Here is a 14,473-nt window from a genome sequence, read left to right as displayed (position 1 = left end):
CGCATGGTCTCGATCAGCCTTCGCAATATCTGTCTCGACTACCCGCTCTACGGCGCCTACGACTTCTCGCTGAAGCGACGGCTGCTCGGGCACCTCATCCGCGAGCCCGGCGAGATGCGGATCATCCGCGCCGTCGACAACGTCACGATCGAGGCCGAAGCCGGCGCCCGGATCGGGCTGGCCGGTCCCAACGGCTCCGGCAAGTCGACGCTGCTGCGGCTGATCGCCGGCGTCTATCCGCCGAGCAGCGGCAGCCTCTCGGTCCAGGGCAATGTCGTGCCCCTGCTCGGCCTCAACGCCGGCGTCAATCTGGATTTCGTGGCGGAGGACAACATCGCGCTGCTGCTGCGGATCAGCGGCCGCAAGCCGACCCGCAGCGTGATCGACGAGATCTGGGCCTTCACCGAGCTCGAGACGCGCATGCAGCGGCTTCCCTTGCGGATGTTCTCCTCGGGCATGCTGATGCGGGTGCTGTTTGCGACCGCCACCGCCTTTCCGGCCGACATCCTCCTGCTCGACGAATGGCTCAGCGTGGTCGACGAGCATTTTGCGGAAAAGGCGCAGGAACGGCTGCTGAACCTCGTATCGCAGGCCGCGATCGTGATCATCGCCTCGCACGACCAGCCGCTGCTGCGCCGCACCTGCACCAGCATCATCAATCTCGATCACGGCCGCATCGCCTCGACCGTCGCGGTCGAGCCGCCGGCCACGCCCCCCTTTGAGCTCCGCGAGAAACGTGCATGAAACAGAATATCCTCGTCGTCTCCGAAGCGCTGGGCGAGCCCAACCACAAGCGCGGAATCTTCCACTTCACGCGCGAATTGATGCGCTCGCTGGCCGCCGAGGGTCACGAGTTGACGCTGCTGGTGGAGACCACGCGGCGCTATCGCAAGCTGCGCCAGCGCGAGCGGCGCACCAGGCTGTTTCCGGTGCAGTCGCGCAACATCGAATTGCTCGCGCTGTACCGCTTCCTCGACGAGGTCAATATGGGCGAGCCGGTCGTGCGCGGCGGCCTGCGCCGCACGCTCGACTGGGTTCGCCACAAAGCCACCATGTCGGTGTCGTGGGACTATATCGCCTGCTTGCTGCGCGCGGTCGGCCTGCGTGGCCTCAACGCCCGGCTGATCGAGAACAGGACCGCCGCGCTCGAATACGTCCCGCCGGACCTGCGCCATCTCGAGCTGTTCCGCGACTTCCAGCTCGAGCCCGGCTTCTACAGCTACCAGGATTCCTCGGCCTTCTTCCTGCTGCCGCCGCCGCGGGTCGATGCGCGCGACTACGATGTGATCGTCGTGGATACCCCGACGCGGGTGGCAATCAAGCGCAGGCCCGGTGCCAAGGTGATCTGCGTCGTCCACGATCTGTTGCCGCTCACCGACCTCAAGCTCAGCGACATCGCCACGCGGCTGTTCCTGTCGCGGCTGCTCACCAGCCTGCGTCAGGCCGACGAGCTCGCCTTCGTTTCAAACTACAGCATGATGCGGTTCAGGGACCTGTTGCCGCAATTTGCTCACCTACCGGCGCGGGTCGTGTATCCCCGCACCCGGTTCGACGCCCCGGATGTCCTGCACCTGCCAGCCCCGTCGGGGCGTCCGGGGCGGCCGAGCTTTGTCGTCATCGTCTCCAACGAGCCGCGCAAGAACGTCGCTACCGTCATCCGCGCCTTCCGGGGCGTGCCCCAGGCCGATCTCGTCGTGATCGGCTATGCCGGCGAGATCAGCCGGATGCGCAATCTGCCGCCGAACGTCCGTTTTGCGGGCTATGTCGACGAGCACGAGAAGGCCGCCCTGATCGCGGACGCCCACGGCCTGATCATGCCGAGCTTTGCCGAAGGCTTTGGCGTGCCGATCATCGAGGCGCTGGCCGCGAACACGCCGGTGCTGTGTTCGGACATCGCGGTGTTTCGCGAGGTCGCAGGCGAGCTGGCCGACTATTTCGACCCGTTCTCGACCGAGGCGATCGCAGCCTCCGTCACCCGCGTGCTGACGCGGCAGGAGGAGTGGCGCGGCAAGATCCGGGCGCGGCACCACGAGCTCGCCGAACGGTTCGGCTACGAGACCCAGGCCCGCGATTTCCTCGGCCACGCGATACGCACGGAAAGCCTCCCCGCCACACAACTCGCATCGTAAGGATGACCTCGGACTCCGCGACATGGTCCGGGCCAGCCGATCCGCAAGGCCGGCGCGGCCGATGGCAGGCCCTGGGCAACTCGGCCGCGCTGATCCGGGCGGCCGACGTGCTCGCCGCCCTGATCGCGGCGTCACTACCCTGGTCCACCACGGCACCGTCGATCTTCGTCGGGCTCTGGCTGCTCGCGATCACGCCGACCATCGACTGGCGCGACTATGGGCGCAAGCTCGCACGGCCGGCGTTCGCCCTGCCCTTTGTTTTTCTGCTGCTCGCGCTCGTCGGCATGCTGTGGTCGGACGGCACCTGGGCGGACCGGCTGCATGCGATCAAGCCGATCGCAAAGCTCGTGCTGATACCGCCGCTGCTCCACCATTTCAGCCGGTCGGAGCGCGGCTTTTGGGTTTGCCTTGCTTTTCTCGCCTCCTGCGCGCTGCTTGCGGTCTTCTCCTGGATCGTGCTGTTCAATCCCGCCTGGAAGATCACTGCGACGGCATCGGCCGGCGTTCCCGTCAAGAACTACATCGACCAGAGCCAGGAGTTCACGCTCTGCGCCATTGCGCTCGCGCTGCCCGCGCTCGCTTTCTGGCGTGGTGGAAGCGCGATCGCGGGAGCCGTGTGCCTGGCGCTGATTCTGCTGTTCGCCACCAACATGGTGTTCGTCGCCTCAAGCCGCACCGCCCTGCTCTGCATCCCGGTGCTGCTGGCCTTGTTCGCCTGGAAGCATCTGGGTCGCCGGGCGTCGTTGCTCCTCCTCGCAGGCACTGTTGCCGCAAGCGCGCTGGCCTGGACGACGTCGCCCTATCTGCGCGAGCGCATCACTGACGTCGCGGTGGAATACCGCCACGGCCATGAGGACTTCAGCCGCGCCTCAACCGCGCAGCGCCTGACCTATTGGCGCAAGGCGCTGCACGCCTTTACCGAGGCCCCTCTGATCGGCCATGGCACCGGCTCGATCAAGCGCCAGTTCGAACGCGCCGCCACCGCCGATAGCAGGCTCGATGCGGAAATCGTCAGCAACCCGCACAACCAGACCCTCAACGTCGCGGTGCAGTGGGGCCTTTTGGGTGTCGTCCTGCTCTACGCGATGTGGATCGCGCAGCTTCGCCTGTTCCTGGGCGAAGGCCTTGCCGCCTGGATCGGCCTCGTGGTCGTCGTGCAGAACATTGCGAGCTCGCTGTTGAACTCGCATTTGTTCGATTTTCACGAAGGCTGGATGTATGTGCTCGGCGTCGGCGTCGCCGGCGGCATGGCGCTGAAGGCGAAAGCTGACAGCCAGCCCTGACTACTGGCTGCGCTCGTGGCCGACCTCGCCGGTGATGACGTCGCCGAACAGCTCCCAGGCCTGCCCGTTGAAGCGCATCAGCTGCATCTGCTCAATCGGGAAGTAATCGTCCGGTGAGGTGTTGACCATGATGCCCGGCAGCATCAGGTCGGTGTGGAAATCCCTGAGGTTCGCGGCCTGTTTCATGACGTTCTCGCGCGTGAGATTGTCGCCGCACTGCTTCAGCACCTGCGCCATCGCCTCGGCCTGCACGTAGCCATAGACGTTATTGGCGTTGGCCTTGTCGCCATCAGGATAATATTTGTCCATGAATTCGCGCCACTTCACCACCGCAGGGTCCTTGTCCCAGGTCGGGTCGGTCGGATCCTTCAGATACACGGTCGAGATGATGTCCTTGGAATAGTCGAGCCCGGCGGGCTTGAGCACCGAGGCGACCGAGGTCGCGGTGTTGGCCAAAAAGAATTTCGGCTTCCAGCCGAGCTCGCCGACCTTCCGGATCGCCTGCGCCGAGCCTTTCGGCGCGGCCCATGAGAAGAAGATGTCGGCGCCGGAATCGTGCAAGGCTACGATCTGCGAGTCGATCGAGGGATCGCTGACCTCATAGGACTTGTCGGCGATGATCATGTTCGCCTTGTCTCCGAGCCCGTCCTTCAGACCCTTGAACTGGTCCTTGCCGGCATCGTCGTTCTGCCAGAACACCGCGATCTTGCCGTTCGGAAAATTGTCGCGGATGTATTTTGCGTAGATCCGCCCCTCACTCTGGTAGTTCGGCTGAAAACCCATGGTCCACGGGAAATTCTTCGGATCACCAAATTTGGTGCCGCCGGAGGCGACGAACAGCTGCGGCACCTTCTTCGCGTTCATGTATTCATGATTGCGGAGTTCGAGGGCGTTCCGAGCGGCTGGAAGATCAGCAGCACCTCGTCGCTCTCGACCAGCTTGCGCGCCTGCTCGATCGCCTTCGGCGGCGAATAAGCGTCGTCATAGCTGATGAAATTGATCTTGCGTCCATTGATGCCGCCCTGGTCGTTGACCATCTTGAAGAACGCGGCTTCGGTCTTGCCGATCACGCCATAGGACGAGGCCGGCCCGCTATAGGGCATGATGTTGCCGATCTTGATGTCGGTATCGCTGGCGCCGGGGTCGTATCTCTTCTGCGCCGAGGCCGGTGCCGTAACCAGCACTCCGGCAGCAAGCATGGCGAGGGCAGCAAGGTTTTGGCGACGACCCGGCATCGTTCTCTCCCCTGTATTTTGTAGTCTTGTTTTGCCGGGAGTGTCGCAAGGCGGCTCGCGGCTGGCAAGCGCCGAGATTTTCCGCGGGATAAAACGGCGAAGCTGGAACTTACGCGCCGCGCCGCAGCAGACTCAGTGCGCGCCCGTCGATCACCAGCAAGGCGCTGCCGATGACGACGGCCCCGGCAATCTCCCGCGCGGAGATCGGCTCACCCAGCACCAGCCATCCCAGCAGAATGGCGGTGACCGGGATGAGCAGCGTCACCAGCATCACATTGGTCGCGCCCGAGCGCCGAATGATCTGGAAGAAGACAATGTAGGCGAGCGCCGTCGACAGGCCGGCAAGGCCGAGCACGGCAAGCCAGGTCGCAATGCCCGGCATCGCAAGATGCCAGGGCTGCTCCACCACGCCGGCGACGACCGCCATCATCACCGTCGAGGCCATCAGTTGAAACGTCGCCGTCCCGAGCGGCGGCGAATCCTTCAACAGCCGCCGCGCCGCCAGCGCCGCAAAGCCGTAACTGAGCGCGCCGCCCAGGCAGAGCAGGATGCCGAGCCCCTGCCCCGGCCTCGTCTCGATGCCCCATCCGCGCAGGATGACCACGCCGGCGACGCCGAGCGCCACGCCGGCCACCCGCCGCATCTGCAAGGCTTCGTCGCCCGCCATCGCCATGACGATCACCGTGAACAGCGGCGTGGTGGCATTCAGGATCGAGGCCAGTCCGCTCGGGATGAAGGTCTGGCCGATCACGATCAGCGAGAACGGGATGACGTTGTTGAGCAGTCCGATCGCTATGAACGGTGTCCAGCCGGTCAGGCCCTTGGGAAAGCCGATGCCCTGCATGCGGAGCAACGGCACGAGAATGGCCGCGCCGAGGACCACGCGCAGGAACACGAGCGTCAGCGGCGGCAATTCCCGCAGCGCCGCACCGTTGAAGAAGAACGAGCCGCCCCAGAGCACCGAAAGCACCGCGAGCAGCGACCAGTCTCGCGTGTCGATCCGGTTATCGTTCGGGAGCATGGGTCTCAGATCGACAGGTGAGACAGTCGCGTACAATAAGAGCAATCCAATTGCCACCCGATTTCCGACAATAAAGACAAACTCTCTCATGGCGCCGAGCGCTTTTCGCGCTGGCACGAATGTGACTCCCAATCCACAGCGCTTCAAAATAAATTGCGCTTGATAGGTTTCTTCTTTGCCTAAGACCTTTCTTTCAATATCAGTAGCGTACTTTTTTCGATCGGAAATGACATGCTCAAGCAGTCCGTTTCTATGTGGTCTCGAGAGCCATCGTCCCTTACTTCTCCCTCTCGCACCGGATCAGGCGATGGCGGAACGGACACGTCTCTGAGAGACTACTTGGCAGACATCGCTCGCATCGATCGCGAAGAGCACATCGAAGAACTCCGCAGGAAATCCCGCTGTAGAGAGCGGTAGTCTCAAGTTCTTGTCGAGGTGGATGACGTTATCCATAGCCCACCCGTTCTCCTTTCAAGATCATACCAAGCACCTCGAATGTCTTGAATGCGTCGTTGGCTAAACGCCGCATGACTTGGAGGTCGACCGTCAAGGCTAGGCTTTCCTGGCGATCGAATACACCCGCCTTTTGCGTGTCGATGCAAATCAACGCCGGGAAGACCTGCCCATCGACCTGGAGCCAATCCGGGCTCGCCGACTCTGTACGTCCCGAGATTGGGATCACCAGGAACGATTGATAGAATTGTCCGGTGACGGCCTTGTTTGGTTCCACAAACTGCTCACCATGCGACTCTAGTTCCGCGATGAATGCCGAGACATCGCCGCACGCGAAGTAGTCTTTCTTAGGCACGTAATAGCCACGCGAGACGGAATCGCTCGGTATCATTTGTCGATATGCGGCATTCTGCCCAACCGGAATGGGATTTCTCTCCAGCCAATCATCATAGCGGATCCGAGTGAAATCTGCATAGGACCGCACAAGCGGCCGATAGTGTGGAAGCAAGCGGCTATTGCCTACTGCTGGCATCAGATCAATGCGCTTGATATTGGCCTCGAAGGTGACGTTCTGGTCTCTCATCGCTGCCAGTATTTCCGTGGCGGATACACAGGTTTGCCTGAGATATTCCCGATGAGTCGCCTTCAATTCGGCCAGCTTCTTTTGTGGCACCCTCTTTCCACTAAGCTTAAGACGCAGGAGTTCGTTCGCCCTCAAATTGAATTCGCTCTCTGCTGCTTGCAGCTTTGCCCATGCGTGATCGATCATGACTTGCTGTCGCCGCGTGCGAATGCGCGCAGCAGTCCACCGTGTCATCGCAGCACCGAACGTCGCCGCTCCAATTCCAACGACGGGAAAAAGAATCTCGTGGTGGTCGCGAACGTACGAACTTGCCAACGCTAGAAACGGGGAAGCTGCACCTACGACTATGGCGCCGTTTGCAGCAAAACGTACCACGTCACCGGCCTTGAGACCGATGTGCCAAGCCCGCTTAACAGACTTGCCAAGTGATACCACCACCAGGTTCTCCCTGTGGCCTACCAGAGAAATATAATTCAGGGCTTCAGTATTGCAACCAACGCGCGATGCCCATGTCAAATAAACAAGTCGAGAGCAGCTTACCTGATCGCAAGCGTTAGCCCGTAGGGCCACCGTGGAATGCTGCACTTGCTCGCTCTTCGGCGCTCAAGACTAGGAGCCTGGCCTCTTCCGCGTCTCACCAGCGATGTCGGCAACCACCGCCCCGATCACCAGGGCTCCGCCAATGAGCGCATGCACGGCGGGCACCTCCCGGAAGGCCACCCAGATCCAGAACGGCATCAGCGGCGTTTCCAGCGTCGCGATCAGGGAGGCCTGCCCCGAGGGCAGCAGGCGCGAGCCGAGCATGTAGAATGTCAGCCCGAGCGCGACCTGAAGGCAGCCGAACATCGCGAGGATTGCGAGGCTGCTGCCGCCGACATGGCCGATGTCGTGGGCGAATGGGAGGCTGACGAGGCTTCCCAGGAAGTTCGACAGCGCTGCTGCCGCCACCATCGAGGTCTGGCGATGGCGCCGGATGACGACCGTCATGGCGGAGATGGCGAGCACCATCAGGCAGCTCAGGGCCACGCCGCCGAGATCGGCGCCGGCTTGCACACCGCCGACCGTGATGACGACGCCGGCGAAGGCGACGAGGCTCGCAACCAGCGTGCGCCATGTCGCGGCTTCGCCAAGCCAAAGCCATGCCAGTGCCGCGGCGACGAATGGCTGCGTGGCGATCAGCACGGCGACGTTCATCACCTGGGTCATCTGAAGCGCGGGGATGAAGGACACCATGCCGAGTGTGGACAATGAGGCGACGAGCAAGCTGCCACGTCCCGGCACCACCAATTGCCACAAGGCGGCGCGGCCCTGCATCGCCACGAGAAATACGCTGATCAGGCTGCCTGCGAACACGCCGCGCCAGAACAGGATGGTCCAGGGATCGAACGGCAGCAGCCGCGTGAAGAACGGCGCGGTGCTCCAGGCAACCGCGGCTGCAATGACGAGGGCAATGCCGAGGCCGCGTTCCGATCGAGGCTGCCCCATGTGATGCGACCAGTTAAGACGGCTTCTTCGGCCGCGACACCAGCTCGATCATCCTGCCTTCATCGTCATCCGGCATCGCGGCCTTCGCCTGCGCGTAGGACTCGACCGCGGCACGCGAGACCAGCGGCTTGTCCGCCAGCAGGCTTTCCGCGAGCTTTACGGCGTAGGCGGCATCCTTGTGCCGCAGCGCCGCCGTGAAGGTCGCGCCGCTGAAATCGCGGGCAACCATGCGCTTGGAGTGACGCTGCACCTGCGGGCTCGCTGCAACGCCCGCCTGGATCGATTCCAGCACGAGGTTCATGTCGAGCCCGGCCTGCTCGGCGATGGCGAGGCCCTCGGCGAGGCCCGCAATCTGGATCGCGCCCATCAGATTGTTGATGAGCTTGTAGACGGTGCCGGCGCCGACCGCGCCGAAATGGCGGATGGTCGAGCCGATCGGTTCGAGGAACGGGCGGGCGCGTTCGAGGTCGGCGCTATCTGCGCCGGCGAGCAGCGTCAGTTTTCCGGCGGCTGCCGCATCCGGCAATCCCGTCACGGGGCAGTCGATATAGATCAACCCGCGCGCGTTGAGCTCGCGGCCCATCTCGCGGGCGTGATCATAGGAGACGGTCGAGCACTCGATTGCGATGGTGCCTGATTTCGCCGTCTTGGCGGCGCCTTGCGGCCCAAGCCAGACCGCGCGCGAGGCTTCGTCGTCGGCAACCATGGTCACGACAGCATCGGCATCTATCGCGGCATCCTCAGGCGAGGTCGCCCAATGCGCGCCGCGCGCGATCAAATCTTCCGCCTTCGCCTTGCTGCGATTCCACAGCGTCACCGTGAAGCCGGCATCGAGATAGCGGCCGGCCATGCCATGGCCCATCCGCCCGAGCCCGATGAAGGCAATTCGGGGCATGGCTAGTCCACATCCTCGATGTCGGCGCCGGTGGTGCCGAAGGCGCGCTGCGCCAGCGTCGCGGCCATGAAGTCGTCGAGCTCACCATTGAGCACGCCCGAGGTGTCGGAGGTCTGCACGCCGGTGCGCAGATCCTTCACCATCTGATAGGGCTGGAGCACGTAGGAGCGGATCTGGTGACCCCAGCCGATATCGGTCTTGGCGGCCTGGTCGGCGGCGGCCTTCTCCTCGCGCTTCTTCAGCTCGATCTCGTAAAGCCGCGCGCGCAGCATGTCCCAGGCCTGCGCCTTGTTCTTGTGCTGGGAGCGGCCGGCTTGGCAGACCACCGCGACGCCGGTCGGAATATGCGTCAAGCGCACCGCGGATTCGGTCTTGTTGACGTGCTGACCGCCGGCACCGCCGGAGCGCATGGTGTCGGTACGGACATCGGATTCCTTGATGTCGATCTTGATGCTGTCGTCGATGACGGGGAAGACCTGCACCGACGAGAACGAGGTGTGCCGCCGCGCGTTGGAATCGAACGGCGAGATGCGCACCAGCCGGTGCACGCCGGCTTCCGTCTTCAGCCAGCCATAGGCATTGTGGCCGGAGACCTGGATGGTCGCCGACTTGATGCCGGCCTCTTCGCCCTCGGACTCTTCGAGGAACTCGACCTTGAAGCCGTGCGTCTCGGCCCAGCGCGTGTACATGCGCAAAAGCATCTGCGCCCAGTCCTGGCTCTCGGTGCCGCCGGCGCCGGCATGGACTTCGAGATAGGAATCGAAACGATCGGCTTCGCCCGAGAGCAGCGCCTCGAGCTCGCGCCGCGCCACTTCCTTCTTGAGGTTCTTCAGCGCGGCTTCGGCTTCGGCCACGACCCCGGCATCGCCCTCGGCCTCGCCGAGCTCGATCATGCCGATGTCGTCTTCGAGCTCCTGCTCGACCTTGCCGATTCCCGAGAGCGAATCCTCAAGCGAGGTGCGCTCCTGCATCAGCTTCTGGGCTTTCTGGGGATCGTTCCAGAGGTTGGGATCTTCTGCGAGCTTGTTCAGCTCAGCGAGGCGCGCCGTCGATTTCTCGACGTCAAAGATGCCTCCTCAGCAGCCCGACTGACTGCTTGATCTCTTCTACCAACCGTTCGATTTCGGCGCGCATGTCGTTCTCTGATCTCGCGGAATTGGTTCCGCGTGCAATGGAGATGCGGGATGTAGCGGCGGCGGCTGCAAAGCGCAACCGCCGGAGCCGCGATCGTCCGTCTTATACGCTAATACAGGCCGCCGGTGCCCGGCCGCATGAAGAAGCCGGAATCCGGCTGCTGCTGTTGCGACGCCGGCACGCCGCCGCGCCCGTCGGCGTCGGCAACGCCGATGACCGAATAATTGTCCGGCGGCGCCGTGCCCGGCTTGAAGGCTTCGAGGATGGTTCCGCCGGTCTCGCCGGGGCCGGCGCGCATGCCGGTCTTGGCGACGACGCGCACCAGCTTGATGCCGGCCGGCACCTTGAACGGAACCGCGGGCTTGTCGGCCAGCGCGAGCTTGAGGAAGTCGCGCGCGATGGGCGCGGCCAGATGGCCGCCGGTCGCGGCGTTGCCCTTACCGAGCGCGCGCGGCTTGTCGTAGCCCATATAGATGGCGACGGCGACGTCGGGCGAGAAGCCGACGAACCAGGCGTCCTTGGCCTCGTTGGTGGTGCCGGTCTTGCCGGCGATCGGCTTGCCGACCTCCTTGACCACGGTCGCGGTGCCGGCCTGGACCACGCCTTCCATCAGCTCGGTGATCTGATAGGCGGTCATGGAATCCAGCACCTGCTCGCGGCGGTCGATCAGCTGCGGCTCGTTCTGGTTCTTCCAGCCGCCCGGCGCGTCGCAGCCGCGGCATTCGCGCTGGTCGTGCTTGAAGATGGTGCGGCCGTAGCGGTCCTGGATGCGGTCGATCAGGGTCGGCTTCACACGGCGGCCGCCATTGGCGATCATCGAATAGGCCGTAACCATGCGCATCGCCGTCGTCTCGCCGGCGCCGAGCGCGTAGGACAGATAGTTCGGCAGTTCGTCATAGACACCGAAGCGGCGGGCATATTCGCCGATCAGGGGCATGCCGATGTCCTGTGCGAGGCGCACCGTCACGGTGTTGAGCGACTGCCGCAGCGCATTGCGCAGCGTCACCGGTCCCTGGAACTTGCCCGAGGAGAAGTTTTCCGGCCGCCACACGCCAGCGCCCTGGCCCTGGTCGATTTCGATGGGCGCATCGAGCACGACGGTCGAGGGCGTATAGCCGTTGTCGAGCGCGGCCGAATAGACGATCGGCTTGAACGACGAGCCCGGCTGCCGATAGGCCTGGGTAGCGCGGTTGAACTGGCTCTGGTCGAACGAGAAGCCGCCGACCATCGCCAGCACGCGGCCGGTCCACGGGTCCATCACCACCATCGCGCCGGACACTTCGGGAATCTGGCGCAGGCGGTACTGGCCTTCGACCGGCTGTCCCTCCTTGCTGTAGAGCGGATCGGCATAGATCACGTCGCCGGGCTGGAGCACCTGCGATACCGCAGTCGCCGTCCTGCCCTTCGCAGCCCCCGAGAGCGCCTTCGCCCATTTGATGCCGTCGAGCGTGATGAGACCTGTCTCGCGCTGCTTGCTGATGGCGCCGCCGAGCTCGCGGTTCGGCTGGAAGCCGATGCGCGCCGACTGGTCGCTGGTCTCCAGCACCACCGCCATGCGCCATGGCGAGATGTCGGACAGCGACTTGATCTCGGCGAGCTTCACGCCCCAATCGCCCGAAATATCGAGCTTGCTCATGGCGCCGCGATAGCCCTGCTGCTCGTCATAATTCACGAGGCCAGAGACCATGGTCTTGCGCGCCATGACCTGGATCTTCGGATCGAGCGTGGTGCGGACGGACAGACCGCCCTCGTAAAGCTTCTTCTCGCCGTAGCGCTCGAAGATGTCGCGGCGGACTTCCTCGGCGAAATATTCGCCGGCGAAGGTGTGGGCGCCGTTGGAGCGGTTGGTGACGGCCAAGGGCTCCTTGCGGGCCTTGTCGGCGTCGGCCTGCTTGATCCAGCCGTTCTCCAGCAGACGATCGATCACGTAATTGCGGCGCTCGATGGCGCGGTCGCGGTTGCGCACCGGATGCAGGGTCGCGGGCATCTTCGGCAGCGCCGCCAGATAGGACGCTTCCGCCACCGTCAGCTCGTTCACCGACTTGTCGAAATAGACCAGCGAAGCGGCTGCGATGCCGTAGGCGCCGAGGCCGAGATAGATCTCGTTCAGATACAGTTCGAGGATCTTGTCCTTCGAATAGGTCTTCTCGATCCGCATCGCCAGCAAGGCTTCCTTGATCTTGCGGGCGAAGGAGACCTCGTTGGTCAGAAGGAAGTTCTTGGCGACCTGCTGGGTGATCGTGGACGCACCCTGCGGACGGCGGTTGGAGCCGAAATTCTGGAGATAGAGCACACCCGCACGCGCCATACCGGTGTAGTCGATGCCGCCATGCTCGTAGAAATTCTTGTCCTCGGCGGCGAGGAAGGCGTTGATCACGAGCTTCGGCACCGCCTGGATCGGCAGATACAGCCGCCGCTCCTTGGCGTATTCGCCGAGCAGCGAGCCGTCGACCGCGTGCACGCGCGTCATCACCGGCGGCTCGTAATCCTGAAGCTGAGAGTAATCAGGCAAGTCCTTGGAGAAATGCCAGATCAGGCCTGCCACGGCCCCGACACCGACCAGGAACACCACTGTTCCCGCGGCGAACAGGAAGCCCATGAACCGCACCAGCAAGCGCATTATGTGTTTATCCGTTCAAACTCTGGATCAGCCCAGTATCAGCCCTTGGCACCAAAACTGGTGCCAACCTCACGTCGCGAATTCACCGGCCTACGCAATCACACCAAAGCCGGACCTAAAGACGCTTGCCGAGCGGGATTCTCTCCGATTCCGGAACCCCCTGCGGCGTTTTTATAAATCGCCCGCTGTGGCCAAACTAGGGCTTTTGCGGCGGGACGGAAAAACCCTTCTTCAATTCGACGATCCCAAGGTCGTCCTTCGACGATCCCAGGTCGTCAATTCGACGATCCCGCCGTCGCCAGCCGTTTGGCCAGGAACCCGTCGATCGCCTGTGCCATCGAGCCCACGGCCTTGGACCGCCAGCCCTCGGAGACCAGATGCTCAAGATCGCCCTTGTTGGAGACATAACCGATCTCGACCAGCACCGACGGCACGTCAGGCGCCTTCAGCACCCTGAAACCGGCCGATTTCAGGGGATGCTTGTGCATCCGCACGGTCGACTTCATCTCGCCCATCAGCACATGCGCAAAACGGTTTGAAAACGTGCGGGTTTCCCGCTGCGTCAGATCGATCAGGATGTCGGCGACGTCGGTCGGCTCCTCCGCCAGATTGAAGCCAGCGATCGCGTCCGCGCGGTTTTCGGCGTCCGCCAGCCGCTGCGCCTCGGCGTCCGATGCCTTGTCGGACAGCGTATAGATGGTGGCCCCCTGCGCATCGCCCTCGGCCCGCGGCAGCGCATCGGCATGGATCGAGACGAACAGCGCGGCCTTGAGGTTGCGGGCGACTTTGACCCGGTCATTGAGCGGAATGAACGTGTCGTCGTTCCGCGTCATCACCACCCGGTATTTGCCGGCCTTTTCCAGCCGGTCGCGCAGCGCGACGCCAAAGGCCAGCACCAGGTTCTTCTCGCTCTCGCCGCTGGATTGCGTGCCGTTGTCGATACCGCCATGGCCGGGGTCGATCACGACGACCGGCCGGCCATCGGCCTTCTGCTGCGCCATTTCCGGGACCGCCGCAGCGGGAACCGTTGCGGGCGGTGCGTCGGCGATCGCGGGCCGCAACTCGGGGCGGTTTTCCGGGGCGAGCGATGGCACGAAGGCGGCGCGGTCGACTTCCTCCAGCTCGAGCACCAGCCGGGCCGGCTGGCCGTTGGCTGCCTCCAGCACGTAGGAATTGGCGATCTTGGCCGGGCCCGTCAGGTCGAACACGATTCGCGAACCACCGGGCATGACCAGCCCGTAGCGGAAGGCCTTGACCAGTCCCCGTCCCCCGGACCCGGTACCCGCGGGCAGCTGAAAATTGATCTGTGGGACGTCCACCACGACCCGATAGGGGTCAGCGAGCGTCACGGCGCGGAAGCTGATGGTCTGGTCGATGTCCAGGATGAAGCGGGTCTGCTTGCCATCGCCGGCCAGCCGGGCGGCCGAGGCGGTCGGAAAATTCACTACCGCAACAGAGGGTTGCGACTGACTCTCCGCCGCGCTCAGGCGCGAGGAATCAGCGCACGGCAATGCCGCAGCGCACAGCAGCACGCATCCCAGCAAGACCCTTTGATTTCTGCGGCTCGCCACCGATTCCGTGCCTCCGAGCAGCTTTTTTAACGCAATAGAACCACAGGGTTAATCGATCCTTAAT

General features: G+C 63.6%; 10 protein-coding genes and 1 pseudogene. 3 read left to right on the top strand and 8 right to left on the bottom strand.

Annotated elements, in window-relative coordinates; translation table 11 throughout:
- Window positions 1-3: 3 nt before the first annotated feature.
- The 3 genes from AC1RR3_RS30105 to AC1RR3_RS30095 are packed head-to-tail and all read left to right on the top strand — an operon-like array spanning window position 4 to window position 3,412.
- Entirely contained in the window at window positions 4-744 is a 741-nt protein-coding gene (locus AC1RR3_RS30105; protein WP_492827474.1) for an ABC transporter ATP-binding protein, read from the top strand.
- Entirely contained in the window at window positions 741-2,129 is a 1,389-nt protein-coding gene (locus tag AC1RR3_RS30100) for a glycosyltransferase family 4 protein (protein ID WP_492827472.1), read from the top strand. The genes AC1RR3_RS30105 and AC1RR3_RS30100 overlap by 4 nt, the downstream gene beginning before the upstream one ends.
- 2 nt (window positions 2,130-2,131) lie before the next feature.
- On the top strand, window positions 2,132-3,412 hold the full coding sequence (locus tag AC1RR3_RS30095; RefSeq protein WP_492827470.1) for an O-antigen ligase family protein: 1,281 nt from the start codon (window positions 2,132-2,134) through the stop codon (window positions 3,410-3,412).
- On the opposite strand, the pseudogene AC1RR3_RS30090 reads toward AC1RR3_RS30095, so the two are convergent.
- The 8 genes and pseudogenes from AC1RR3_RS30090 to AC1RR3_RS30055 all read right to left on the bottom strand — a co-directional run bounded on the left by AC1RR3_RS30090 (window position 3,413) and on the right by AC1RR3_RS30055 (window position 14,409).
- Window positions 3,413-4,647, bottom strand: a pseudogene (locus AC1RR3_RS30090) (ABC transporter substrate-binding protein).
- A 109-nt stretch (window positions 4,648-4,756) separates the two neighbouring features.
- Window positions 4,757-5,668 (bottom strand): DMT family transporter, encoded by a 912-nt coding sequence (locus AC1RR3_RS30085; RefSeq protein ID WP_492827468.1) that lies wholly within the window; start codon window positions 5,666-5,668, stop codon window positions 4,757-4,759.
- A gap of 445 nt (window positions 5,669-6,113) precedes the next feature.
- Entirely contained in the window at window positions 6,114-7,142 is a 1,029-nt protein-coding gene (locus AC1RR3_RS30080) for a hypothetical protein (RefSeq protein ID WP_492827466.1), read from the bottom strand.
- A 171-nt stretch (window positions 7,143-7,313) separates the two neighbouring features.
- The gene (locus AC1RR3_RS30075; RefSeq protein ID WP_492827464.1) at window positions 7,314-8,189 is read right to left on the bottom strand and encodes a DMT family transporter; all 876 of its coding nucleotides are present in this window, start codon (window positions 8,187-8,189) and stop codon (window positions 7,314-7,316) included.
- Window positions 8,190-8,202: 13 nt separating this feature from the next.
- Complete coding sequence (locus AC1RR3_RS30070; RefSeq protein ID WP_492827462.1) at window positions 8,203-9,084, bottom strand: NAD(P)-dependent oxidoreductase; 882 nt, start codon at window positions 9,082-9,084, stop codon at window positions 8,203-8,205.
- Window positions 9,085-9,086: 2 nt separating this feature from the next.
- A protein-coding gene (gene prfB, locus AC1RR3_RS30065; RefSeq protein ID WP_492827460.1) for a peptide chain release factor 2 occupies window positions 9,087-10,218 on the bottom strand; the annotation gives its coding sequence in 2 pieces (ribosomal slippage) (window positions 9,087-10,148 and window positions 10,150-10,218; 1,131 coding nt in all).
- 109 nt (window positions 10,219-10,327) lie between these two features.
- Window positions 10,328-12,838 (bottom strand): penicillin-binding protein 1A, encoded by a 2,511-nt coding sequence (locus AC1RR3_RS30060; protein ID WP_492827458.1) that lies wholly within the window; start codon window positions 12,836-12,838, stop codon window positions 10,328-10,330.
- 275 nt (window positions 12,839-13,113) lie between these two features.
- Window positions 13,114-14,409 (bottom strand): N-acetylmuramoyl-L-alanine amidase, encoded by a 1,296-nt coding sequence (locus AC1RR3_RS30055; protein ID WP_492827456.1) that lies wholly within the window; start codon window positions 14,407-14,409, stop codon window positions 13,114-13,116.
- Window positions 14,410-14,473 lie beyond the last annotated feature (64 nt).

The organism is Bradyrhizobium sp. GW821-FHT13H05, from assembly GCF_058804065.1.
The sequence above is the reverse complement of the archived record's forward strand: the minus strand, read 5'-3'. Positions and strand labels throughout refer to the sequence as shown.